Origin of the sequence: Pseudomonas machongensis (assembly GCF_034961125.1) — a bacterium.
GTDB classification, from domain to species: Bacteria; Pseudomonadota; Gammaproteobacteria; order Pseudomonadales; family Pseudomonadaceae; genus Aquipseudomonas; species Aquipseudomonas machongensis.
In genome coordinates this window covers 18306-43058 of the sequence record NZ_JAYFUI010000053.1, presented here as the reverse complement: position 1 = coordinate 43058, position 24753 = coordinate 18306, and the positions used below count along the sequence as shown (strand labels likewise).

Sequence of the window (24753 nt, the reverse complement as noted above, 5' to 3'; positions counted from 1 at the left end):
ACAGGGAACTGATTGGCCAAAGCCCTGCGCACAAGCACTTGCTGGAAGAAATTCGCCTGGTGGCGAGCAGCGACCTGACCGTGTTGGTCACCGGGCAGACGGGGGTCGGAAAGGAACTGGTCGCACTGGCGCTGCACCAGGCCAGCAAGCGTGCGGACAAACCGCTGGTCAGCCTTAACTGCGCCGCACTGCCCGAAGCCTTGGTGGAAAGCGAGCTGTTCGGTCACGTCAAAGGCGCCTTCACCGGCGCGCACAGCGAGCGCCGTGGCAAGTTCGAACTGGCCGACGGCGCAACGCTGTTTCTCGATGAGGTGGGCGAACTGCCTCTGTCAGTGCAGGCCAAACTGCTGAGGGTTCTGCAAAGCGGCCAGTTGCAGCGCCTGGGTTCGGATCAAGAACACAGGGTCGATGTGCGCCTGATCGCCGCCACTAACCGAGACCTCGCCAGCGAGGTGCGCAACGGGCATTTTCGCGCCGATCTCTACCATCGCCTCAGCGTTTACCCGCTACAGGTACCGCCGTTGCGCGAGCGAGACAGAGACGTACTGCTGCTCGCCGGTTTCTTCCTTGAGCAGAATCGCTCCCGGCTGGGCCTGGACAGCCTGCGTTTGAGCGCAGAGGCCCAGGCAGCGTTGCTGGCCTACGACTGGCCAGGCAACGTACGCGAACTGGAGCACCTCATTGGCCGCTCCGCGCTCAAGGCGTTGGGTCGGCATCCACAACGTCCACGCATACTCACCCTGGACGCAGTCGACCTGGACCTGCACATTGCGTCAGCCATCAAGGATCACTCACCTGATATCGCGGGGATAAAAGCGTTGCCATTGCCTGAAGGGGGGCTGCGCGAAGCGATGGACACCTATCAGCGTCAGCTCATAGAGGAGTGTCTGTTGCGCCATGAAGACAATTGGGCCGCGGCCGCTCGGGAACTGGGTATCGACCGCGCCAACTTGAGCCGGCTGGCGCGCCGACTGGGCGTCCGGTGAGCGAGAAAGGAACAAAGCCAAGGGTCTGCTGCGGGTCCGAAAACACATCGAGCTTCGACAAGCGAACGGAAAGGGGGGCTTACGCCCCCCTGTATAACTAATGGCTTTACTCCGTCAGGTTCACACTGATCGGAACCAGCGCAGACAGCGCAGTGGGCTCACCATTGGCACTCTTCACGCGATAACCGAAATACAGCGTGGCTTGATTACCAACAGCCAGCAGGTCGGCACGGGCGAAGCTGATGGGCGTCTTCGATCCAGGTTTATCCACGCTACTTGTAGTGTCCAGATAGCGACCTGAACCCTCCGCATTGGACAGTCCCACCCACGGTTGAAGGATATCGCCCGGTTCCATGCCGCCATAGGGGTTGACATCAGCGACCAGCAATCCGTTTTCCAGGTCTTCGTCGGAGATCCCGCTACGCTGATCCTCGGTGAAAGCAATCGGTGGGAGGGCCTCCGTGTCCGCGCTCTGTGTGCTGCAAACCGCCCCCATCACCTGCTCAGCAGAACCTTGGAGCCCAATGCCTCGGGTCGCCATCGCGGAAAAGCTGGACAGCCTTGGGACCAAGCAAGTGCCGCCTGCTTCGTTCATCGCAAAGCGTACGAATGCCTCGACATGATCACTATTACGCCCTACATCGTTCGCCAACGAGTAGTTCACCTTGGCGCCGTTGCGGCAGATGTAATAAGTCTTGGCATAAGGCAGAGGTACCTCGAAGTATCCTTGGTCGAGATCAGCCTGGGTCAGAGGAACATCCACACCACTGATTCTCGAATCTTCGATCGGAGAGCCAGGTGGAGTGGGCGGCCCACCCGCGTCGCCACTGGTGATACCGACGAATTCGTAGCTGACTCTTGGATTACTCGCAAGCTCGATGTTCGTAAGACCATCAAGCAGAATACGCAGAGTAGTACCTCGACTACCTACAGCCTTGGTGATGATGTTACGGGCGTTCGCTTCGGGGAAGACCGCTGCACGCAATTGACCGCCGTCTCCCGGCAAAGCCCCGGAGGACGCGACCGTTACGATCTGCTCCGCCGACTTGATAGTGACAGGTACGGTCCCCGAACCCGGAGGCGGCACCGGCAACTCCCGGGTGAGGGTGAAGTAGGTCGGGATCGGTCCCACCCCTTCGGCCTCAATCACATCATCGAAGGGAATCGGGACCGGAATATTGGACCCCTCATTGGCCGTCGTTACTTCGACAGAAGCGATCTGCGGACTGGAAACCGTGCCCCAGTGCATCTGAATCACGTCGCCGACCAGCCAGATTGGCTTCAGATCGTTACCTACACGGAAGATGGTCGCAGTGCCGGGCTGACCGAAGTCGCCGGGAGTGATCGTGTTATCCGGGCTTGTGGCTACCTTGATCAACGGCGCCTTGACATTACCATGCTCAGGGGTTTCTGGATCCGGGTCTGGATCGGGGCCACCCGGGGTAGTCAGGTTGACTGGTACATCGGTGCCGGGTGACGGAGTGGTTGGGTTATTCGCCCGGTCCATTTCATAGGAAACCACCACTGTACCGTTACCGCCAGCAGCGACCAAAGCGAAGGGCACTTCGATGGAGGCGACCGGTAATGCCGGGTCACGGTCGATGTCCTCCTGGGTCAGGCGATAACGGCTTGCACGCGCGCCGGCCCAGATCACGACAATTTCATCGTCGAGGGCAGCCCCGCCGTAATAGGGGATGTCTACGGTAACGCTGGGGTTGGCATCGTTATAAGTCACCAGCCCATCAGCCGCTTCAGGGACCACCGGTGCGTCAAGCTCAGGTAAATTGATGAACACAGGAATCTTAATGAGATTCGAGATCTGGCTTTCATTTCCGGCGAAGTCGGTTACCTTGTAGCCGAAGTATAGATCTTGCCCATCACCGGCAGCCTCGAGCTGGGCGCGCGTATATTTGACCTGCATCTGTAACTTTGGATTTGTGATAGTGAATGGCGGCGTAAGATAGCTGCCTGAACCGACCGCGTCGCCGACCCACATTTCAATGACGTCACCGTCCTCCCCTAGGTAGTAGGGGTCGATCAGAACATTGAGGTCGCCGTTGACGTCCAGATCGCTGTTCGTGATACCGCTGAGTTGATCATCAGTGAAGGCAATCGGCGGCAGTTCGTCGCCACCCGCCGGTTTGCGGTCAAAACGAATATTGATCGGTACTCCAGCCTCACCCTCCTCGGAGTCAAGATCGAAAAGAAAGTAGTTAAGTGATTCGGTAACATCCTCACCCGCCGATGGAAATTCAGAAACCTTGTAGTACAAATCGAACTTCAGGTCAGGATCCGTCAGATCAAATCCTTTCAGCTCGAGAAGTTCACCCCTCCTGTTATCAGGCACTTTGGGATCATTGCCTACGAACAATTGTATAGTCAAACTTTCTCGAAATTCCGGCCCATTTGAGACTTGAACGTGAAGGTCCGCTCCCAATTCGCTGATCGGAATGATGCCGCGCACTGGATCACGTGCGGGCACATAGGGCGGAGTGGTCGGTGCAGTGAGTAACCGAGGCATCGATTTAATATTTTTAATATTACTAGGCGCGTTCATCTTAACAGGACTCCTGAAGGCTGACGGGTAATCCGCCTAATAACAACCCACTGTCAATCCAGGTATTGTGGGCGGCTGACGGATCCACACTGAGTGGTCTGCTCTCTCCGGCTGACCCGAAGAAAGCCTCAAGCTAACGGAACCTGAAATGGATGTAACCTAGCATTTTTAACAGGTGCCAAATCCACCGCGCGGCGTATAGTGTGATGTGCCACGTAATTACTTTCTTATTTACCCTTTCCCCTAATAAGGCGAGCCTGCACACCTATGCCTAAATATTGCGCAGTTCGTTCGGTTTTTATAATCCCTTCGTTGGCCATGTTCATTTCTGGCCAAAGTGTCGTCAGCTTCGCTGCCGAGCTTTTTCCCGGTGAAAGTGCCACCGTCGCTGCCGGAAGCCCTGCCGAGCGTTGGATACTCCGTGCCGCGACCTTGACCGTCGAGCCGTCAGGACAAACCCTGGGCATACAGGCCAATCCAGGTTCGAGCATTTTGCTGCAAGGTGCGACGGTCTCAGGTGGTGCTCTCACTGCCGTCCTGGTTTCGGAAAGCGAAGGTGTCATTCGCGACTCGAACATCACGTCGACCAACAATACTGGTGTAAGCGTCACGCGAGGCGTTGACCCCACTGTGCGAGGCGGGGTCGTGTTGATCGAGAACTCCAGTATTACCGCCGCAGGTCGCGGCTTGAATGTCAGCGGTGGCAGCACGGCAACGGTCATCGGCTCGACCATAGACGCGCAAGGCGCTGTCGGGCCATCGGTAGCGGGGAGTGGCCTGGGAGTATCACTGGTCGGCGGGGAAGCGCTGCTGACAGACACCAGGATTACTGGTAGCAACTGGGGCGCTGGTTTGTTTGCCAACACAGTTGCCAACGGCACACCCCGACTGGTGCTCGATCACTCCGACCTTGTTTCTGGTACGGGTAGCGCAATTGTGGTGAGCAATCTGAGCAGCAACGCAATGCAGGCGCAGATCGAGATTCTCAACGGAACGACCCTGACCTCGGCCAATGGCACTCTGATCGAAGTCGGGTTCGCAACAGACCCTGCCGACCAGGTTGCTCAGGCGAATATCCTGATCCAGGCCAGCACACTGTCCGGTGATATCCAGGTCGCTGATAGTGCAGTCGCCGATCTGTCCATGAAAAACGGCACTGTACTTAACGGCACCCTGAACAATCTGCGCAGCATCCAACTCGATGCCAGCAGCCTCTACGGCACGGTCAACGAACCTGCTGCCTCAACGTCGACCATGAACATGGTTGCAGGCTCCGTAATGTCCGGCAACGTGAACAACATCGACAGTTTGCGCATGGATGGCAGCACCCTGAGCGGCAATGTCACCTCTTTGCCAGGCAGCGCGACCACGGTCGCCCTGGTCAACGGATCGTCCTTGACCGGATCAGTCAGCCACGCGGCAGCTCTGAGCCTCGACAACAGCCGAATGGCCGGCGAGCTCATTCAAGATACGAACAGTTCAGGGACTTTGAGCCTGACCAACGGCTCTCAATTGATCGGCACCGTTACCAACGCCAGCCGCACCAGTATCAATGCGCGCTCAAGGTTCGACATGGTCAACGACTCCAGTGTCGGCGCCTTGAGCCTGCAGGATGGCCTGGTCAACCTGCGCGGCGGTAATGGTGACTATCGCATCTTGACCGCCAGTAGCCTCGACGGTACCGGCACTTTCGTTCTGGGTACGGATCTGGCCCGGCAGCAGAACGACCTGGTGAACATCGAAGGCATGGCGAATGGCAGTTTCGGCCTGGATATCGTCAACACAGGTATTGAGCCTGTAGTCGGTGATTCTGCCCAACGGGTCGTCCATACCGAGGGCGGCGCCGCGCAGTTCACGCTAGTCGGTCTTACCGGGTTGGCCGACATGGGCGCTTATTCCTATGAACTGGAGCGACGCGCCGATGACTGGTACCTGGTACAAGCGTCCACACCTATCATCAGCCCCAGCGCACAGGTCGCAATCGCTGTCTTCAGCGCAGCTCCGACGGTCTGGTATGGGGAAATGAGCACTTTGCGAAGCCGCATGGGCGAATTGCGCCAAGGCTATGGACAAGGTGGTTTCTGGGCTCGAACCTACGGTAACAAGTACAACGTTTCAGCGGCTGACCAAGTGAGTTATCAGCAGACCCAGCAAGGCGTATCGTTCGGGGTCGATACAGCACTGCCAGCGGATAGCGGGAAATGGTTGCTGGGGATCATGGGAGGTTATAGCAACTCGCAGCTCAACATGCGCTTGGGCAGCAACGGACGAGTCGACAGCTACTACGTCGGTCTCTACAGCACCTGGTTGAGCGACAGTGGGTACTATCTCGACGCTGCGATCAAGGCCAACCGCTTCGATAACAAGGCCGATGTGCGAATGAGCAACGGTGCCAAGGCCGATGGTGACTACAGCAACTATGGTGTGGGTGCAACGGTGGAGGTTGGGAAACACTTCAAACTCGATGATGGCTGGTTCGTCGAGCCCTACTTGCAAGCGTCCGCATTGTGGATTGAAGGCGAACACTACTCGCTCGACAATGGCCTTGAAGCCGACAGCAACCGAGCCGACTCGTTGCTGGGCAAGGTGGGTACTCACGTGGGTCGTACCTTTCCCCTCAAAGACTCAGGCTTCATACAACCTTACCTGAAGCTGGCCGCTGCACGTGAGTTCGCTCGAAACAACGACGTCACAATCAACCGTACAAGATTCCATGACGATCTATCCGGTGGTCGCGGGGAGATCGGCGCTGGCATCATCGCCCAAGTGAGCGAGGTACTGCAGCTTCATGGCAATATCGACTACAGCAACGGCAAGAATATCGAACAGCCTTGGGGGGTAAACCTGGGGGTTCAATTTGCCTGGTGAAGCGTTGCCATGTGAATTTTCGGACTCAATAACTAGGACTTTTCCTACAAGGCGAGAAGGAAATACCTGCAGGAAATTAAGTGTTATCCCGGTCAAATCACGCTCCCCTTTTTTGACCGAGAACGTCCATGAACCAAGCAACCACTCGCACGTTGATTGCTCTTGGAGTGATATCCGCCTCTACAGCGATCCAGGCTGAACCCGTAGTCGTGCTTCCCCCCAACAGTTCATACGCCGTTCGAGCCGATACGCCAGTGCAACGTTATGAACTCCTGGGAGGCTCGAGACTCACTGTATTCCCGCAAGCACAGACCGGGCGAATATTCGCTACCGGGCAGTCACGAGTGAACATCACCGGCGGCCATGTGAACACCGTGGGTATCACTGGAATCACGTTGCACAACAGCCACGCACTCATCGATGGCGCAAGAATCATCGCCAGCCTTGACCCAACGCGCCCCAACGCCAGCGTTTTCGCACTCAGTCTGAGCGGCAGCGAACAGGCGTCCACTGCTTGGATCAGTAACAGTTTCGTCTCAGGTCATGGGCGTGGCATCAACGTCACCAGCGATGCCATTCTGGATATCTCCAATACCCAGGTCGAAGGCCTTGCAGGCAGCCCTGGCAGCGGTGCCGTGACGGGTGGCGCCGGAGTGGTGATTGCTGGCGCTAGCGCCTATGTTCGAGAAGGAAGCGTGGTTTCGGGCGATAACAACGGCATCGTGGTGTTCGCCCATCGCACGGGCACCAGTGAAAAAGGTGCGAAGCTTGTCCTGGACCAGTCACGGGCCGTCGGCCGTGAAGGCAGTGCCATCAAAGTCATCAGGACCGCCGCCTCGAACGAAACTTCGCATATCGAAATCAATAACGGCTCGCAGCTTGTTGGCGGCAACGGGGTGATTCTCGAGGTGGCAGGGGATGCTCGCGCCAACGCCGTGGTCAACAACAGCCAACTGATCGGCGATATCACTGTCGACCAGGAAGGCACACTTGACCTGGCCCTGGCCAACCATGCCAGCCTCACCGGCAGCATCACCAATGCCAGCTCGCTGGCTCTGGACGGCACCTCGATCTGGACCCTGACCGGTGATTCCAGTGTCGACAAGCTGAACCTCACGGGTGGAACCGTGAACCTGCGCGGCGTCGAAGGCAGCGCAGGCCTCAACCGTCTTGAACTCGGCGAGCTGTCTGGTTCGGGCACCTTTGTCCTGGGCGCCGACTTGAGTACCGGCCAGGGCGACCTCGTCGATGTCAGCGGCAAGGCCAGCGGTGAGCATCACCTGCTGGTGGAAAATACCGGCACCGATCCGAACGCCGCAGTGAGCGACCATCAGGTCGTGCACACCGGCGAGGGCAGCACATCGCAGTTCGACCTGATCGGCGGCCAAGTGGACTTCGGTACCTTTGCCTACGAACTGGAACAGCGCGGTGACGACTGGTTCCTGGTGCGCAAGGGCGATACCACCACCCCAGGCACACGCACAGTCACCGGTCTGTTCAGCGCCGCACCTACCGTATGGTACGGCGAAGCAACCACCCTGCGCTCGCGCATGGGCGAGCTGCGCAACGGCAACACCCAAGGTGGCGGCTGGCTGCGCTCCTACGGCAACAAGTACAAGGTATCTGCCGGCGCCGGTGCCGCCTATGACCAGGTACAGCAGGGCATTTCGTTCGGTGCCGACGCTCCACTGCCGTCGAGCAGCGGCCAGTGGCTGCTGGGGGTGACCGGTGGCTACAGCCGCTCTGACCTGGACCTGTCCGGTGGCACCAGCGGCAAGGTCGACAGCTTCCATATCGGTGTTTACAGCACCTGGTTGGCGGACGATGGCCTGTACGTCGATGCATTGATCAAGGCCAACCGCTTCCAGAACACATCTGACGTGCGCATGAGCGATGGCCGCAAGGCCAAGGGCGAATACAACAACAACGGCATTGGCGCCTCGGTCGAAGTGGGCAAGCACATCAAGCTGGACGACGGCTGGTTCGTCGAACCTTATACCCAGGTGTCGACGCTGTGGGTCGACGGTGCCAGCTACAACCTGGACAACGGCATGCGCGCCAGCGCCGCCAATGCCGATTCCTTGCTGGGCAAGGTCGGTAGCCATGTCGGCCGTACCTTCCCTCTGGATAAAGGCGGCTTCGTGCAGCCCTACGTGAAGGTCGCAGCAGCCCACGAGTTCGCCCGCAACAATCAGGTCAAGGTCAACGGCAACAAGTTCGACAACGACCTCTCGGGCAGCCGCATCGAGCTCGGTGCTGGTGTGGCCGCGCAAGTCACCGATACCGTGCAGGTGAATGCAGGCTTCGACTACATGAAAGGCAACAACATCGAACAACCGTGGGGAGTGAACCTGGGTGTGCGTTACAACTGGTAATCTTTCGAGGGCCGCGAGGCCCTCTTTTTTTGGCTAAAGCCTGAACGGCAAAGGCCGATAACCCGGCATCCACTCCTTTTTCCGACATGCCCGAAGGTTATCCATGGCCACGCAAAATGCCCGCGCGGACTCGCTGTCCCTGCTGCTGTTCACCCTGCGCAGCGGCAAGCTGATGGCTATCAACCTGCTCAAGGTCAGCGAGATCATCCCCTGTCCGCCCCTGACCAAGCTTCCCGAGTCGCATCCCCACGTCAAAGGCGTAGCGACCCTGCGCGGCAACTCGCTGTCGGTGATCGACCTGTCGCGGGCGATCGGCGAAATGCCGTTGGCCGACCCGGATGGCGGCTGCCTGATCGTCACCGACATCAGCCGCACCCGCCAGGGCCTGCACGTGCAGGCGGTCAGCCGCATCGTCCATTGCCTGAGCACCGACATCAAGCCACCGCCCTACGGCTCGGGCAACCGCTCCTTCATCACTGGCGTGACCCGGGTCGACAATACGCTGGTACAGGTGCTCGACATCGAGAAAGTCATCCACGGCATCGCCCCGCCGGAACCTGAAACGCATCCCGGCGAACTCAGCGCAGAAGACGCCAGCCTGCTGGCTGCCGCCAACATCCTGGTGGTGGACGACAGCCAGGTGGCGCTGCAGCAATCGGTGCACACCCTTCGCCACCTCGGCGTCGAATGCCATACCGCGCGCAGCGCCAAGGATGCGATCAACGTCCTGCTGGAGCTGCAGGGCACCGCCCAGGAAATCAACATCGTGGTGTCGGACATCGAAATGTCCGAGATGGACGGCTACGCCTTCACCCGCACCGTGCGCGAGACCCCGGACTTCAAGCACCTCTACGTGCTGCTGCACACCTCGCTGGACAGCGCCATGAGCGCCGAAAAAGCCAAGGTCGCAGGCGCCAACGCGATTCTCACCAAGTTCTCCTCGCCCGAGCTGACCGACTGCCTCGTCGTCGCGGCGCGAGCGGTCGGGTTCGCCGAGCGCTGATACATCTGGCGACACAATGCCTTCACTTGATGGTGGGGAGGACTCGGGCATAATCACTCCCCTTCCGAGGTTTTCTTGCCGGTACCGCTTATGACCCTTCTTCGCATTGCCCTGATTGCCCTCGCCATGACCAGTGGTCTTGCCCAGGCCTCCAGCCCCGACGCCTGGAACGAGTACCGCCAGCAGATGGTCAAGCGCTGCCTGGCCGCCAGCCAGTTCAAGGACGCCCACGCCCTGGGCAAGCCCGCTGAGTTCGACGACCGCACCGCCTACAGCGCCCTGCTGATCGAAGGCGTGTACAAGCCAAAATCCATGAAGAACCAGACAGGCACCGAACTGTGCTTGTACGACCGCGCCCAGCAGCAAGCCTACGTCACCGAATGGAAGCCAGGCGCCAAGTGAGCGACGGCATTCGTTTCGCCTGCACCGGCTGCGGCAAGTGTTGCACCGGCCACCACGTACCCCTCACGCTCGCCGAGTCCCGCCAGTGGGCTGCCAGTGGCGATCAGGTCGTGGTGCTGATCGAAGGCTTCATCACCGATGGACCGGGCATGCCGGTCGAGCAACGCGATCATGTGCTGCGCCGTTCGCTCGCCGTGCCTTGCGGGAGTGCAGAGGTGCGGGTCTCGGTGACCTTCGCGGCCTTCAATCCAGGGCGCTGTCGCAACCTGGATGCCAACAACCTGTGCGGCATCTATGAAACACGCCCGCTGGTCTGTCGTATCTATCCGGCCGAGGTCAACCCGCACCTGCCTCTGCGCGTCGAAGCCAAGGATTGCCCACCCGAAGCCTGGCAACAAGGCCCGCAACTGATCGTCGGCAACAGGGCCGTCGACCCGCAACTGGCCGCACTGATCGAAGCCTCCCGCCAGGCCGACCGCGACGACATCGCCGCCAAGGTTGCCGTCTGCCAGGCGCTGAGCATGACCACCAGCGCGCTCAAGGGCAACGGTTTTACCGCCTGGCTGCCAGACATGCAGGCGTTTCTCGCGGCGTTGGATCAGGAGAGCGATCAAGCGCACGTGCCATGGACTGTGCATGTGCAAGATGCCGAACTGGCCGACGGGCTGCAGGGGCATGGGCTGCTGACGACCGGCGAAGCGCCGGTGTACTACGCCTTTATCGGGTTCTGAGCTGGAATCCAGAGTCCCTCACCTCCAACGTTGGCGTTCGACTCCAGGGCAAATCCCGGACGAGCACTGGTCCAGCGCAATTCCTTGGCAACTGGCCATCAATGATTGGAAACTGTCAGCGCTGTCAGCCAGACGTCACGTTGCCGACCCGATCGGCGGGCTATAAGCAGAAAAGAACCTGACAAAAGTCTGGAGCCGCGAGACGCCAGCACGGTTTCCAGCCCTCCCCCACTGACCGGTATCAGCCTCGATGCGACGCCCCTCCCGCCCCCTCGTCCTCGCCGCCCTGGCCATCCTCTTGCTGATCGCCTTGGCCGGTTGGCTGCGCCTACGCCAGGACACGCCTGCCCCACGCGCACAAAACGCCGTGCCGGTGAGAGTGATCAGCGTCACCCAGCAGGACGTGCCGCGCTTTGCCAGCGCGATCGGCTCGGTGCTGTCGCTGCACAGCGTCGATGTACGCCCGCAGGTCGAGGGCATCCTCACCCAGGTGCTGGTCAAGGAGGGCCAGTGGGTCAAGGAAGGCGATCTGCTCGCCACCCTCGACGACCGCGCGATCCGTGCCAGCCTTGAGCAGGCCCGCGCCCAGCTCGGCCAGAGCCAGGCACAGTTGCAAGTGGCCGGTGTCGACCTCAAGCGCTACCGCCTGTTGAGCAGCGACGACGGTGTCTCGAAGCAGACCCTCGACCAGCAACAGGCGCTGGTGAATCAGCTTCAGGCTACGGTCAAGGGCAACCAGGCGGCCATCGCCAATGCCGAAGTGCAGCTGTCGTACACGCAGATCCGCTCACCGGTGACCGGTCGCGTCGGCATTCGCAATGTCGACCCCGGTAACCTGGTGCGCAGCAGCGACACCCAGGGTCTGTTCAGCGTCACCCAGATCGACCCGATCGCCGTCGAGTTCGCCCTGCCCCAGCAGGTGCTGCCGACTCTGCAGACCCTGCTCAAAGCGCCCTCGCCGGCGCTGGTCGAGGCTTACATGGACGCCGACGGCGAACGCAGCCTGCTTGGCCTGGGCCATCTGGCGCTGATCGATAACCAGATCTCGGCCAACACCGGCACGGTGCGCATCAAGGCCGAATTCGACAACAAGGATGGCCTGCTGTGGCCCGGCCAACTGGTGACCATCCGCCTGCGCACCGCTGTCGATGAGCAGGCGCTGGTGGTGCCGCCACCGGTGGTACAGCGCGGCGTCGATGGTCATTACGTCTACCGCCTCGATGGCGACAAGGTCGCCAGCGTACCGGTCAAGGTGCTCTACCAGGACAGCGACCTGAACATCGTCGCCGGGGTCAAGGCTGGTGATCGCCTGGTGCTCGACGGCCAGTCACGCCTCAAGCCCGGGGCACGGGTCGAGGTCGCCCCCGACGTGCCTGCCAGCCCCGAAGTGGCTGACCGCCGGAGCCAGCCATGATCACCCGCAAAGGCGTTTCGGCCTGGTGCATCGACCACCCCATCGCCACCCTGCTGCTGACCTTCGCCCTGGTGCTGCTGGGGGCCATCGCCTTCCCGCGCCTGCCAGTGGCGCCATTGCCCGAAGCAGATTTCCCGACCATCCAGGTCACCGCACAGCTTCCCGGCGCCAGCCCGGAAACCATGGCGTCCTCGGTGGCCACGCCGCTGGAGGTGCAGTTCAGCGCCATCCCCGGCATGACCCAGATGACCAGCAGCAGCGCCCTGGGCTCGACCACGCTGATCCTGCAGTTCACCCTCGACAAGAACATCGACACCGCCGCCCAGGAAGTGCAGGCCGCGATCAACACCGCCACTGCACGCCTGCCGCAGGACCTGCCCAGCCCACCGACCTGGCGCAAGGTCAACCCGGCCGACAGCCCCGTGCTGGTGCTGACCGTCAGCTCCGAGCAGATGCCCGGCAACGAACTCAGCGACTATGCCGAAACCCTGCTGGCGCGCCAGCTCAGCCAGATCGACGGGGTCGGCCTGATCAACATCACCGGCCAACTGCGCCCCGCGATCCGCGTGCAGGCGCAGCCTGAGAAGCTCGCAGCCATCGGCCTGACATTGGCCGATATCCGCCAGGCCATCCAGCAGACCAGCCTGAATCTGGCCAAGGGTGCGCTGTACGGCGAGCACAGCGTCTCGACCATCTCTGCCAACGACCAGTTGTTCCACCCCGAAGACTACGCCCAGCTCATCGTCAGCTACCGCAACGGCGCCCCAGTGCGCCTGCAGGACGTAGCCAAGGTGATCGAAGGCGCCGAGAACGCCTATGTCAAATCCTGGTCCGGGGACAAACCTGGGCTGAACCTGGTGATCTTCCGCCAGCCCGGCGCCAACATCGTCGACACCGTCGATCGCGTGCTCGACGCCCTGCCCCGCTTGCAGGAAATGCTCCCGGCCTCGGTCGAGGTGTCGGTACTCAACGACCGCACCCAGACCATCCGCGCCTCGCTGCATGAGGTGGAACTGACGCTGATGATCGCGGTGATCCTGGTGATCGGAGTGATGGCGCTGTTCCTGCGCCAGTGGTCGGCAACCCTGGTCGTCTCCAGCGTGCTGGGGGTATCGCTGATCGCCAGTTGCGCACTGATGTACGTGGCAGGCTTCAGCCTCAACAACCTCACACTGGTGGCCATCGTCATCGCCGTGGGCTTCGTGGTCGACGACGCCATCGTGGTGGTGGAAAACATCCACCGTCACCTGGAGGCTGGCGACGACAGCCGCACTGCGGCGATCAAGGGTGCCGGGGAGATCGGCTTCACGGTGATCTCGATCAGCCTCTCGCTGATCGCCGCGTTCATTCCGCTACTGTTCATGGGCGGCGTGGTCGGGCGGCTGTTCAAGGAGTTCGCCCTGACCGCGACCTCGACCATCCTGATTTCGGTGGTGGTATCACTGACCTTGGCCCCGACCCTATGTGCCTTGTTCATGCGCAAACCGCCGCAGGAACACCACGACGGCTTTGGCCAGCGCCTGATGCGCTGGTACGAAAAGGGCCTGGACCGCGCCCTCGCCCACCAACGCCTGACGCTGGGTGTGTTCGGCCTGACCCTGGCGTTGGCAGTGATCGGCTATGTCGCCATCCCCAAGGGTTTCTTCCCACTGCAGGATACCGGCTTCATCCTCGGCACCAGCGAGGCCGCAGCCGACGTGTCGTATCCGGCGATGATCGAGAAGCACAAGGCCCTGGCAAAGATCATCGAAGCCGACCCTGCGGTGCGCGCTTTCTCCCATTCCGTCGGGGTCACCGGCAGCAACCAGACCATCGCCAACGGCCGCTTCTGGATCAGTCTCAAGCCCCGCGGCGAGCGCGATGTATCAGCCAGCGAACTGATCGACCGCCTGCGCCCGAAACTCGCCCAGGTGCCCGGCATCGTCCTGTACCTGCGCGCCGGCCAGGACATCAACCTCAGCTCCGGCCCGTCGCGCACCCAGTACCAGTACGTGCTCAAGAGCAACGATGGCGTGGCCCTGAACCTGTGGACCCAGCGCCTGACCGAACGCCTGCGGGAAAACCCGGCATTGCGCGACCTGTCCAACGACCTGCAACTGGGCGCCAGCGTCACCCACATCGACATCGATCGCCAGGCCGCCGCACGCTTCGGCCTGACCACCACCGACGTCGACCAGGCGTTGTACGACGCCTTCGGCCAGCGCCAGATCAGCGAGTTCCAGACCGAGACCAACCAGTACAAGGTGATCCTCGAACTCGACGCCCGCCAGCGCGGCAAGGCCGAGAGCCTTAACTACTTCTACCTGCGCTCGCCGTTGTCGGGCGAGATGGTGCCGCTGTCGGCCCTGGCCCATGTCGCACCGCCCAGCACCGGCCCGCTGTCGATCGCCCACGACGGCCTGTTCCCGGCCGCCAACCTGTCGTTCAACCTCGCCCCCGGCGTGGCCCTGGGTGATGCGGTGCGCATCCTCGAACAGACCCAGCGCGAGCTGGGCATGCCCGACGCCATCGTCGGCAGTTTCCAGGGCGCGGCACAGGCGTTCCAGAGTTCGCTGTCGAGCCAGCCGTGGCTGATCCTCGCCGCACTGGTGGCGGTGTACATCATCCTCGGTGTGCTCTACGAGAGCTTCGTGCACCCGCTGACGATCATCTCCACCCTGCCCTCGGCGGGGCTTGGTGCACTGATCCTGCTCTGGGCCATGGGCCAGGACTTCACCATCATGGGCCTGATCGGCATCGTGCTGCTGATCGGTATCGTCAAGAAGAATGGCATCCTGCTCATCGACTTCGCCCTCGATGCCCAGCGCACGCAGGGCATGACACCCGAGCAGGCGATCCACCAGGCCTGCCTGACGCGCTTCCGACCGATCATCATGACCACCCTCGCTGCCCTGCTCGGCGCTGTGCCGCTGATGTTCGGCTTTGGAGCCGGTGCCGAGCTGCGCCAACCGCTGGGCATCGCGGTGGTCGGTGGCCTGCTGGTCAGCCAGGCGCTGACGCTGTTCACCACCCCCGTCATATACTTGGCCCTGGAACGTGTGTTCCACCGCCGCACGGTCGCCAACGCGGCCGCGACTGCCAGTTGAGACAAACCCATGCGTGTGCTGATCGTCGAAGACGAAGAAAAAACCGCCGACTACCTGCATCGTGGCCTGACCGAGCAGGGCTTCACCGTCGACCTGGCCCGCGATGGCATCGATGGCCTGCACCTGGCGCTCGAAGGCGACTACGCGGTGATCGTGCTCGACGTCATGCTCCCGGGCCTGGATGGCTACGGCGTGCTGCGCGCCCTGCGTGCGCGCAAGCAGACGCCGGTGATCATGCTCACCGCCCGCGAGCGGGTCGAGGACCGCATTCATGGCCTGCGCGAAGGTGCCGACGATTACCTGGGCAAGCCGTTCTCCTTCCTCGAACTGGTCGCCCGCCTGCAGGCCCTGACCCGTCGCAGCACCAGCCACGAGCCGCTGCAGATCCAGGTCGCCGACCTGTGGATCGACCTGATGGCGCGCAAGGCCAGCCGCGCGGGCCAGCGTCTGGAACTGACCGCCAAGGAGTTCTCGCTGCTCAGCGTGCTGGCCCGGCGTCAGGGCGAGATCCTGTCCAAGACCGCCATCGCCGAGCTGGTCTGGGACATCAATTTCGACAGCGACGCCAATGTTGTCGAGGTCGCGATCAAGCGCCTGCGCGCCAAGCTCGACGGGCCGTTCGACAACAAGCTGCTGCACACTATCCGAGGCATGGGCTATGTCCTGGAAAACCGTGCGGGCTAACTCCCTGGCCCTGCGCCTGTCGCTGCTGTTCACGCTGGTGGCGCTGGCGGTGTTCGTGCTGATCGGCAGTGCGTTGTACCGCCAGGTCGACCGCAGCCTCGACCTGCTGCCAGCAGCGGAGCTGGATGCGCGCTTCAGCGTGCTGGAGTCCACTCTCAACCGCTTCGGCACCCTGGAACACTGGGCGAAGATCCACAACAAACTCAACCTGCTGGCCGAAGAAGACCGGCGCATCCGCTTCTGGGTGGTCAGCGATGATCCGCGCTTCGAGTACGGCCACCCCAACGAACAGTTGCGCCGCTTCGCCCAGGGCCCGGAAGGCATGCGCGACCTGCGCCTGGCCGACAACCCCTACCCGTTCAAGATCCTGGTCAGCCAACTGCCGGCACTGGGTGAACGGCCGGCGGTACGTTTCATGATCGGTATCGACACCCAAACCTTCTGGCAGGCCCAGCACAGCCTGCTGGTGGCCATTGTCGGCCTGGCCGTGCTCGGTGTGCTGCTGGCCTCGCTGCTGGCCTACTGGGTCGCACGCATCGGCCTGCGCCCGCTGCTGGCGCTGTCAGCCGAGGCCCAGGCGCTGGCCCCACCGCGCCTGGACGGACGCCTGCGCACCCAGGACTTACCGCCGGAGCTGGCGCAGTTTGCCGAGGCCTTCAACGCCGCGCTCGACCGGGTCAGCCAGGCCTATTCGCGGCTCGAAGCCTTCAACGCCGACGTTGCCCACGAACTGCGCTCGCCGCTGACCAACCTGATCGGACAGACCCAAGTGGCCCTGACCCGCGGGCGCAGCGCCGAGCACTACTTCGAGGTGCTGCAATCGAATCTTGAGGAACTCGAACGGTTGCGCAGCATCATCAACGACATGCTGTTCCTGGCCAGCGCCGACCAGGGCAGCAAGGCCACCGCCCTGACCCAGGCGTCACTGGCCGAGGAAGTGGCCACCACCCTCGACTACCTGGACTACATCCTCGAAGACGCGCGCGTCAGCGTCGAGGTCAGCGGCGATGCCCAGGCCCCCATCGAAAAGGCACAACTGCGCCGCGCGCTCATCAACCTGCTGAACAACGCGGTACAGCACACTGCGCCCGGGCAGGTGATCCAGGTGCGAATCGACGTTGAGCAAGAGCGGGTCAGCATCGCCGTAAGCAACCCCGGCCCGGCTATCGATGAAGCGCACCTGCCGCTACTGTTCGAACGCTTCTATCGGGTCGACGCCGCGCGCAGCAACAGCGGCGGTGGTAACCACGGGTTGGGGTTGGCTATCGTCAAGGCCATTGCGCTGATGCATGGCGGCAGTGTTTTTGTACGCAGCGAAGGGGGCGCCAATACTTTCGGCATCAACCTGCCGAGCGCTCAACTACGCGGGTTCAGGGTAAAAGTCTGAAGACCCACGCAGTCATTCTTACTTTTTGCGCAAGAGTGATTATCCTCTGCGGTGCTGTTTCAAGTGCCTCTTCAGGACTAACTTAGCCCTGTCTTCACTCACACTTGCCACGCAAGAAGGTTGTTTCAAATGTCCAACAGTATGGGTATTGCCAGCGTCTTCGTCCTGTCGTCCCTGTTGTTGTCGCCCCTGGCCATGGCTGAGGAATCGCCGGCCTTCGTCGCCCGTAACGCCGAGATCGCCGCCACCCTGCAACAGTCGCAGGATGCCTATGCCGCGCAGCACCAAGGTGCAGTAAAAGACGCGCAACAGACAGCTTCCAAAGTCACGAACGATGACAGTGCCGACAGCTGATCGGCAGCCGGAACACGCCCTGTTTTCCCCCGGCTACGCCATGGGCAGTGCCTGTGTCGATATGTTAGCCTTTTAAAGCCGCTGCGCATCAGCGGCTTTTTTTATGCGTTTTAATTATCAGCCGGTTTGTAACGTCCCTCATAAGAAACTGCAATTCCGACAATTAGAAACTGCCTCACTGTTAGACCAAAGGAGCATTTACTCGTGTCCCTCGCTTTCCGTTTCACGCCTCTGTTCGTTGCATTGGCCGCAACGATTCCCCATGCCGCCCAGGCGGACGACGAAAAAGCTGATGGTTTCATCGAGGGTTCGTCGCTGAACCTGCACTTTCGCAACGCCTACTTCAACCGCAACCAACTCAACCAGGGTGTGCGCGACAATCGCGAGTGGGGCCAGGGCGCCGTCGCCCGCTTCGAGTCGGGCTATACGCCCGGTGTGATCGGTTTCGGTGTCGATGCCCACGCCATGCTGGGCCTGAAACTCGATGGCGGTGGCGGCCACGCTGGCACCAGCATTCTGCCGACTCACCAGAAGAACGAAGACGAACTGGGCGCCGCGCCGCATTCGTTCTCCACCGCAGGCGCCGCGGTCAAGCTCAAGGGCTTCGACACTGAACTGAAAGCCGGTGACCTGCTCCTCACCAATCCAGTGATCGCCGGTGGCGAGACGCGCATGCTGCCGCAGACCTTCCGTGGTGTGGCACTGACCAACACCAGCGTCGAAGGGTTGCTGCTCGAAGGCGGCCAGGTGAGCTTCACCAAGCCCTACAACCAGAGCGGCCACCGCCGCATCGACACCTACTACAGCCAGCAGACCGACGACCAGCGCAGCAAGCACCTGTCGTGGGCTGGCGCCGCGTGGAACGGCACCGAGAACATCACCGCCAACCTCTATGCCGCCGAGCTGAAAGACATCTGGAACCAGTACTACGCCGACTTCGACTACACCTACGCGGTCAATGATCTGGTCAGCCTCAACCCGGGCGTGCACTTCTATCACACCCAGGACACTGGCCAGTCGAAACTGGGCAAGATCGACAACAACACCTACAGCCTGCACTTCACCGTGGCGGCCGGTCATCACAGCGTCACTGCCGCCTACCAGCGGGTCAACGGCAATACGCCGTTCGACTACATCAACCTGGGCGACAGCATCTACCTCGACAACTCGCGCATGTACTCGGACTTCAACGGCCCTAACGAGCGCTCCTGGAAGCTACAGTACGACTATGACTTCGCCGGGCTCGGCATCCCGGGGCTGACCTCGTCGCTGTCGTATTCGCGCGGCAAGCTGGACCTCACCAAGGCCGATCCGAACAGCGTCGGCTATGGCCACTGGTACAGCGAGGACGGCAAGGATGCGCGCCACTGGGAACGCGACCTGGACGTGAAGTACGTGTTCCAGGAAGGCCAGTTCAAGGACCTGTCGGTGCTGCTGCGATATGCCAGCCATCGTGGCAGCCAGGGGTACTCGGCTGTGGATAACGACAACGACGAGTTGCGTGTGATCGTCGACTATCCGCTTAACGTGTTCTGATCGGCCCTCTCTCAGCGGATGGCACCGGCGTTGCCGGTGATCGCGGGACGAGCCCGCTCCTACAGTCCTGTAGGGGCGGGCTCGTCCCGCGAACCCCTGATGCATTTCCGACGGACTAATCTTGTCCGACAATTGCCACTTCCCTAGAATATCGCCGCCGCTTTATAGCCCTACCCTCACGGAAAGAGGGGCCTATGCAGTAGCGAGCCCGATGTTGCACACCCGATCCCCGCGCCCCATCCTCCCCAGGCCTCACCCCGAGCTGATCCTCAACCTGGGCAGTTGCCTCGCCGTGCTCGCGATTGTAGGCATCGTCAGCTATCTGCTCGGCCGCGAACGGGACAGTGTCGAACAGTCCTCCATCCGCGCCTCGAGCAACATCGTCCAGCTCATCGAAAGTGACATCCTGCGCAACGCCGAACTCTATGACCAGTCGCTCAAGGGATTGATCTGGGCGGTCGGGCGCAGCGAGCTTCCGAAGGTGCCTGGCCCGTTGCGCCAACGCCTGCTGTTCAACCAGGCCTTCGTCGACCGCAGCCGCGGCGATGTGCTGTGGCTCGACGCCCAAGGCGATGTGGTGGGCGACTCCACCAGCATCATTCCACGCCAGGCGAACTTCGCCGGCACGGGGGTGTTCAAGGCCCACCAGGCCAACGCCAATCTCGGTCTGCTGGTCGGCCCACCGTTCAAGGCGCGGCTTGGCGATCTGGACTGGTGCATCAGTTTCAGCCGGCGCATCCCCGGCCCCAACGGTGAGTTCGCAGGCCTGGCCACCGGTGCCCTGCGCCTGTCATATTTCAACGAACTGTTCCAGCGCCTGGACATCGGCGAGCACAGCAGCATCAACCTGCTCAACACCAGCGGCCAGTTGCTCGCTCGCGAGCCGACCCGGCCACAAGACCCAGCGATCGGCAGCGACTTCAGCCAGCAACCCAATTTCCAGCGCATTCTCCAGGAGCACAGTGGTAGCTTCAGCGCGCACTCGAACCTGTTCGACGAGCGGCGCATGTATACGTTTGCGCGCGTGGGCGAACTGCCGCTGATCGTGCTGGTGGCGCACTCTTCTTCCGAAGTCTTCCAGGCCTGGCGGCGCACGGCGCTGATCGTCGGCCTGGCCACGGGGGTGCTGTGCCTGGGCATACTCTGGCTGACCGTGCTGCTGGGGCGCGAACTGCGTCGGCGCCACGATGCCGAGCAAGGCCTGGCAACGCTGGCAGCCACCGACAGCCTCACGGGCCTGGCAAACCGACGTCGCCTCGATCAGGTCCTGCGCCAGGAATGGGCACGCGCGCAACGCAACCGCTCGGCGCTGGCGGTACTGATGGTGGATGTGGATCACTTCAAGGCGTTCAACCAGCGCCACGGTCATGCCGGCGGTGATCATGCCCTGCGTGAAGTGGCGCGCACCATCAATCGCTGCATTCGCAGGCCGGCCGACCTGGCAGCGCGTTATGGTGGCGAGGAATTTCAGGTAGTGCTGCCAGAAACCGAACTGGCCGGCGCATTGCTGCTGGCCGAGCGCATTCGCCTGAGTGTCGAGGCGATGCCGCGATACGGCGCAGATGAGCGGCCAATCACGGTCAGTATTGGCATCGGCCTTTACGAACACGGCACCCAGCACGACCTGACAGCAGTGCTGGGTGCCGCGGATGAAGCCCTTTACCGGGCCAAGGCGGGGGGCCGTAACCGGGTAGAAGGGCCTGTCACGCCTGTTGCTTAGGAGCGGGCGCGGGCAGCGTCACGCAGTGCTTTCACCTGGTCGTGATTGCGCTGTACGCCTTGCAGTTGGCGATCGACCAGGGTCAGCGCGTTCTGCGCGTTGGGGTTATTGAGCTTGACGAGCTTTTCTCGGGCTTCCTTGTAGGCCTTCAGGGCATTGTCTTCGCCCCGCTCCACTTCGTTGAGCACCGCTTCTTCATCCTTGCCGGTCACCATCGACTTGAGGTTGACCCAGCCCCGGTGAATATCACCGCTCAAGCTGGTCGAGGTCTCGGGATCGCCACCAAGATGACGTACTTCGGCCTGAAGTTCGGCAGCGGCCTGGTTACACGCCGTCGCTCGCTGGACGAAGAATGTCTTCAGCTCAGGATTCTTGACGTCATCGGCCGACTCCTTGAAACCCTTCTCGCCATCCTTGCTGTACTCGATCAGGTTGTTCAGCACGTCGATCACGTCTTTGTTGGGATTGCTCATGGGGTAACTCCTTGGCAGGTGATAGTCCCTATGAGAGGAGCAGTCTTCATGCCAAGCCTGGAAAATATGAAAAATCCATAAAAATCATATAGTTATTTTTTAAGCGCAACGGCAGGGAAGCGGTGTTCTGCATGATCGCCGCTTGCGCGCTCGTGCAGATTGCAGGGTGGATGCGCGCAGCGATTGCTGTATGGTCGGCGTTTTCAGCGCACCAGGTTCACCGAATGAAACCCGAATCCCTGCAACTGCTGGTCACACGGACCATGCCCTTCGGCAAATACCAAGGCCGGATCATCGCCGATCTGCCGGGCGACTACCTGGCCTGGTTCGCGCGCAAGGGGTTTCCGCCCGGAGAGCTGGGCGGGTTGCTGGCATTGATGCATGAGATCGACCACAACGGTCTGGGGGAGTTGCTGGTGCCCTTGCGGCACAAACGTTGAGATCGGTGGTAGAGGCCTCGCGGGCACGCCTGCGAAGCCTCCACCATTGCCCCCAGGGCGATCACTTGGACGGGGCCACCACCATCTCCACTCGCTCAGCCTTCTTGATCAGCGCGTACACCACCGCCGTCACCAGGCTTCCGGCAAGGATCGCCAGCAGGTACAGCAGCGCATGGTTGATCGCGTTGGGGATCAGCAGCACGAACAGGCCACCGTGCGGCGCCATCAGCTTGCAGCCGAAATACATCGACAGCGCCCCGGTCAGCGCACCGCCGGCGATGCTCGCCGGAATCACCCGCAACGGGTCCTTCGCAGCAAAGGGAATCGCGCCTTCGGAGATGAAGCAAAGCCCCAGTACCAATGCCGCCTTGCCTGCCTCGCGCTCGCTCTGGGCGAACTTGCGCCGGGCCAGGAAGGTTGCGATTCCCAGGCCGATTGGCGGCACCATGCCAGCGGCCATGGTCGCCGCCATCGGCGCGTAGCTCGACGAGGCCAGCAAGCCCACCGAGAAGGCATAGGCCGCCTTGTTGATCGGCCCGCCGAGATCGATGCACATCATCCCACCCAACAGCAATCCGAGCAGGATCGCGTTGGTGGTACCCATGCTGTCGAGAAAGCGCGTAAGCCCCTCGAGCATGGCCGCCACCGGATGACCGACCACGTAGATCATCACCAGCCCGGTGAACAGGCTGGCCAGCAGCGGAATGATCAGGATCGGCTTGAGCGCTTCGAGGCTGGTGGGCAGACGCGCCCAGCGGCTGATGGCCTTGGCGCTATAGCCGGCAAGAAAGCCCGCGACGATACCGCCAATGAACCCCGCACCCAGGGTGCTGGCCAGCAGGCCACCGATCATGCCAGGGGCCAGGCCCGGACGGTCGGCGATGGACCAGGCGATATACCCCGCCAGCATCGGCACCATCAGTTTGAATGCCGCCTCGCCACCGATCTGCATCAAGGCCGCAGGCAAGGTGCCTGGCTCCTTGAACGCCTCGATGCCGAAGACGAACGACAGGGCGATCAGCAGCCCGCCCGCCACCACCATCGGCAGCATGAACGACACACCGGTCAACAGGTGCTTGTAGACCCCGGCCTTTTCACTTTTCGCGGGCGTATCGGCCGTGCCTCCGGCGCTTTCCTGCTTGCCGTCGGCCAGCGCTTTTTCGAGGGTCGCCCGCGCCTGCTTGAGGGCGATGCCGGTGCCGCATCGATAGATGCGCTTGCCCGCAAAGCGTGCCGTCGGCACCTCGATGTCGGCAGCCAGCAGCACCACGTCCGCCTGGGCGATGGCATCGGCCGACAATGGGTTGCGGGCGCCCACCGAGCCCTGGGTTTCGACATCGAAGCCGTAGCCCAGCTCCCGGGCGGCCTGCTGCAGGGCTTCGGCCGCCATGAAGGTATGGGCCACACCGGTCGGGCAGGCGGTGACCGCCACGATACGCGGCGCAGCGCTGCGACCAGGCGTATCGGCGACGCTCGCCTCGAGCACCTTGGCGTTGGCCGCGGCTTCATCGAGGAAACCTTCGCGATCAGCCAGCGCCTGGGCGGGGGTGCTTTGGTACACAGGCTTGCCGACAAAACGGCTCAGGTCCAGCGAACCGGTACTGACCACCAGCACCCAGTCGGCCTCGGCGATCTGTGCAGGGCTCAGGCGCCGCTCGGGGTGCTCGGCATCCCACACCTCGACACTGGTACTCCAGCCCCGACGTTGGGCCGCGGCGGCCAGCAAGCGCGCACTCAATACACTCGACACCTGGCCATTCGGGCAGGCGGTGACGATCGCAATGTTCATCGGCGAGCCTCTTGTTGTTGTTCTGTCAGTTGCACGGCAGCTTCAAGGCGCGACAGCTGTTCGCGGTCGTCGATGCCGAAGCCCACCTGAGTCACCGCCTGGGCGGCGATGGCAGTGGCGCGGCGCAAGGTCTGCCCGGCACTCTCGGCCTGCAGCAGGCCATGAACCATGCCCGCCACCAGCGAGTCGCCGGCGCCCACGGTACTGGCGATGCTCACCTTGGGCGGCTGGGCATGCAGGGCCAGGTCAGCGGCGAACCAGTTGACCCCGTGCTCGCCTTGGGACACCACCACGTGGGTGACGCCGCCGTCGAGCAGGCGCTGGGCGGCATCACGCTGCTCGGCAAAAGCCTGCACGGTGATGCCGAACAGCTCGCCGAGCTCATCGGTATTGGGCTTGACCAACCAGGGCGTACTTTGCAGACCGGCGCGCAAGGCCTCGCCGCTGGTGTCCAACGCCACCTTCAGGCCCTGGGCGACCAACTGGCCCAGCAACTGGCAGAACCACTGCCCGCTGACGCCACGTGGCAAGCTGCCCGCCACCACCACCACGTCATGCCCAGCCGCCCGTTGCGCCAGGTACTCGAGCAACTCGGCCTGGGCCGCGTCGTCGACCTGAGGGCCCAGGCCATTGACATCGGTGACCCGGCCATCGGCCTCGACCAGCTTGATGTTGGTGCGGGTTTCGCCTGGCACGCGAACGAACCCGTCGTCGAAGCCGCGACGGGCAATCAGCGCTTCGAAAGGCTGCAGGTTATCGCGCCCCAGAAAACCGCTGACCGTCACCTGATGCCCAAGGTCAGCCAGCACCTGGGCAACGTTCAGGCCCTTGCCGGCGGCGTGGCTGCACTGTTCATGAGTGCGATTGACCTCGCCTGTGCGCAGCTGCTCGAGGGTGACCGTGAGGTCGATCGCAGGGTTGAGGGTCAGGGTGAGAATCTTGGCCATT

18 protein-coding genes are annotated in these 24753 nt (G+C 62.0%); 14 read left to right on the top strand and 4 right to left on the bottom strand.

Annotation, left to right across the window (positions count from 1 at the left end; all coding sequences use genetic code 11):
• Window positions 1-986 (top strand): nitric oxide reductase transcriptional regulator NorR (gene norR / locus VA602_RS03660; protein ID WP_323452495.1); only part of this gene is annotated, 986 nt, incomplete at its 5' end.
• 106 nt (window positions 987-1092) lie between these two features.
• Here the strand turns inward: norR and VA602_RS03655 are convergent.
• Entirely contained in the window at window positions 1093-3543 is a 2451-nt protein-coding gene (locus tag VA602_RS03655) for a hypothetical protein (protein ID WP_323452494.1), read from the bottom strand.
• 318 nt (window positions 3544-3861) lie between these two features.
• Here VA602_RS03655 and VA602_RS03650 point away from each other — a divergent pair, with 318 nt between their 5' ends.
• The 12 genes from VA602_RS03650 to VA602_RS03595 all read left to right on the top strand — a co-directional run bounded on the left by VA602_RS03650 (window position 3862) and on the right by VA602_RS03595 (window position 21103).
• Entirely contained in the window at window positions 3862-6411 is a 2550-nt protein-coding gene (locus VA602_RS03650) for an autotransporter outer membrane beta-barrel domain-containing protein (RefSeq protein ID WP_323452497.1), read from the top strand.
• A gap of 344 nt (window positions 6412-6755) precedes the next feature.
• Entirely contained in the window at window positions 6756-8786 is a 2031-nt protein-coding gene (locus VA602_RS03645) for an autotransporter outer membrane beta-barrel domain-containing protein (RefSeq protein ID WP_323452493.1), read from the top strand.
• A 103-nt stretch (window positions 8787-8889) separates the two neighbouring features.
• On the top strand, window positions 8890-9789 hold the full coding sequence (locus VA602_RS03640; RefSeq protein WP_054892508.1) for a chemotaxis protein: 900 nt from the start codon (window positions 8890-8892) through the stop codon (window positions 9787-9789).
• Between the two features lie 90 nt (window positions 9790-9879).
• Window positions 9880-10191: a hypothetical protein gene (locus VA602_RS03635; protein WP_054892507.1), complete on the top strand. Its 312-nt coding sequence runs from the start codon at window positions 9880-9882 to the stop codon at window positions 10189-10191.
• The gene (locus VA602_RS03630) at window positions 10188-10922 is read left to right on the top strand and encodes a YkgJ family cysteine cluster protein (RefSeq protein ID WP_323452492.1); all 735 of its coding nucleotides are present in this window, start codon (window positions 10188-10190) and stop codon (window positions 10920-10922) included. Before VA602_RS03635 ends, VA602_RS03630 begins: the two co-directional genes overlap by 4 nt.
• A gap of 250 nt (window positions 10923-11172) precedes the next feature.
• Window positions 11173-12336, top strand: coding sequence for an efflux RND transporter periplasmic adaptor subunit (locus VA602_RS03625; protein ID WP_323452491.1), 1164 nt, complete (start codon window positions 11173-11175; stop codon window positions 12334-12336).
• Entirely contained in the window at window positions 12333-15422 is a 3090-nt protein-coding gene (locus VA602_RS03620; RefSeq protein WP_323452490.1) for a multidrug efflux RND transporter permease subunit, read from the top strand. The genes VA602_RS03625 and VA602_RS03620 overlap by 4 nt, the downstream gene beginning before the upstream one ends.
• Before the next feature lie 9 nt (window positions 15423-15431).
• A complete protein-coding gene (locus VA602_RS03615; RefSeq protein ID WP_063546106.1) occupies window positions 15432-16106 on the top strand; it encodes a heavy metal response regulator transcription factor in 675 nt (224 codons plus the stop codon).
• Window positions 16081-17493, top strand: a complete 1413-nt coding sequence (locus VA602_RS03610) for a heavy metal sensor histidine kinase (protein ID WP_323452489.1) — start codon at window positions 16081-16083, stop codon at window positions 17491-17493. Before VA602_RS03615 ends, VA602_RS03610 begins: the two co-directional genes overlap by 26 nt.
• Before the next feature lie 129 nt (window positions 17494-17622).
• Window positions 17623-17847: a hypothetical protein gene (locus tag VA602_RS03605; protein WP_153774715.1), complete on the top strand. Its 225-nt coding sequence runs from the start codon at window positions 17623-17625 to the stop codon at window positions 17845-17847.
• A gap of 204 nt (window positions 17848-18051) precedes the next feature.
• Window positions 18052-19383 (top strand): OprD family porin, encoded by a 1332-nt coding sequence (locus VA602_RS03600; protein WP_323452488.1) that lies wholly within the window; start codon window positions 18052-18054, stop codon window positions 19381-19383.
• Window positions 19384-19597: 214 nt separating this feature from the next.
• A complete protein-coding gene (locus tag VA602_RS03595; RefSeq protein ID WP_323452496.1) occupies window positions 19598-21103 on the top strand; it encodes a sensor domain-containing diguanylate cyclase in 1506 nt (501 codons plus the stop codon).
• Here the strand turns inward: VA602_RS03595 and VA602_RS03590 are convergent.
• Complete coding sequence (locus tag VA602_RS03590; RefSeq protein ID WP_323452487.1) at window positions 21100-21576, bottom strand: ferritin-like domain-containing protein; 477 nt, start codon at window positions 21574-21576, stop codon at window positions 21100-21102. The genes VA602_RS03595 and VA602_RS03590 overlap by 4 nt on opposite strands.
• Window positions 21577-21800: 224 nt before the next feature.
• Here VA602_RS03590 and VA602_RS03585 point away from each other — a divergent pair, with 224 nt between their 5' ends.
• Window positions 21801-22016 (top strand): DUF3820 family protein, encoded by a 216-nt coding sequence (locus VA602_RS03585; protein ID WP_054892498.1) that lies wholly within the window; start codon window positions 21801-21803, stop codon window positions 22014-22016.
• A gap of 61 nt (window positions 22017-22077) precedes the next feature.
• Here the strand turns inward: VA602_RS03585 and VA602_RS03580 are convergent, their stop codons facing one another.
• Both VA602_RS03580 and pfkB read right to left on the bottom strand, forming a co-directional pair.
• Entirely contained in the window at window positions 22078-23805 is a 1728-nt protein-coding gene (locus VA602_RS03580) for a PTS fructose transporter subunit EIIBC (protein WP_323452486.1), read from the bottom strand.
• Entirely contained in the window at window positions 23802-24752 is a 951-nt protein-coding gene (gene pfkB, locus VA602_RS03575) for a 1-phosphofructokinase (RefSeq protein WP_323452485.1), read from the bottom strand. The genes VA602_RS03580 and pfkB overlap by 4 nt, the downstream gene beginning before the upstream one ends.
• Window position 24753: the final 1 nt, after the last annotated feature.

Excerpts from the sequence above, each read along its gene's own strand:
- VA602_RS03655 (WP_323452494.1), bottom strand. The coding sequence starts at position 3,543 with ATGAACGCGCCTAGTAATATTAAAAATATTAAATCGATGCCTCGGTTA.
- VA602_RS03650 (WP_323452497.1), top strand. The coding sequence starts at position 3,862 with ATGTTCATTTCTGGCCAAAGTGTCGTCAGCTTCGCTGCCGAGCTTTTT.
- VA602_RS03640 (WP_054892508.1), top strand. The coding sequence starts at position 8,890 with ATGGCCACGCAAAATGCCCGCGCGGACTCGCTGTCCCTGCTGCTGTTC.
- VA602_RS03635 (WP_054892507.1), top strand. The coding sequence starts at position 9,880 with ATGACCCTTCTTCGCATTGCCCTGATTGCCCTCGCCATGACCAGTGGT.
- VA602_RS03625 (WP_323452491.1), top strand. The coding sequence starts at position 11,173 with ATGCGACGCCCCTCCCGCCCCCTCGTCCTCGCCGCCCTGGCCATCCTC.
- VA602_RS03620 (WP_323452490.1), top strand. The coding sequence starts at position 12,333 with ATGATCACCCGCAAAGGCGTTTCGGCCTGGTGCATCGACCACCCCATC.
- VA602_RS03615 (WP_063546106.1), top strand. The coding sequence starts at position 15,432 with ATGCGTGTGCTGATCGTCGAAGACGAAGAAAAAACCGCCGACTACCTG.
- VA602_RS03610 (WP_323452489.1), top strand. The coding sequence starts at position 16,081 with ATGTCCTGGAAAACCGTGCGGGCTAACTCCCTGGCCCTGCGCCTGTCG.
- VA602_RS03605 (WP_153774715.1), top strand. The coding sequence starts at position 17,623 with ATGTCCAACAGTATGGGTATTGCCAGCGTCTTCGTCCTGTCGTCCCTG.
- VA602_RS03590 (WP_323452487.1), bottom strand. The coding sequence starts at position 21,576 with ATGAGCAATCCCAACAAAGACGTGATCGACGTGCTGAACAACCTGATC.
- VA602_RS03585 (WP_054892498.1), top strand. The coding sequence starts at position 21,801 with ATGAAACCCGAATCCCTGCAACTGCTGGTCACACGGACCATGCCCTTC.
- VA602_RS03580 (WP_323452486.1), bottom strand. The coding sequence starts at position 23,805 with ATGAACATTGCGATCGTCACCGCCTGCCCGAATGGCCAGGTGTCGAGT.
- pfkB (WP_323452485.1), bottom strand. The coding sequence starts at position 24,752 with ATGGCCAAGATTCTCACCCTGACCCTCAACCCTGCGATCGACCTCACG.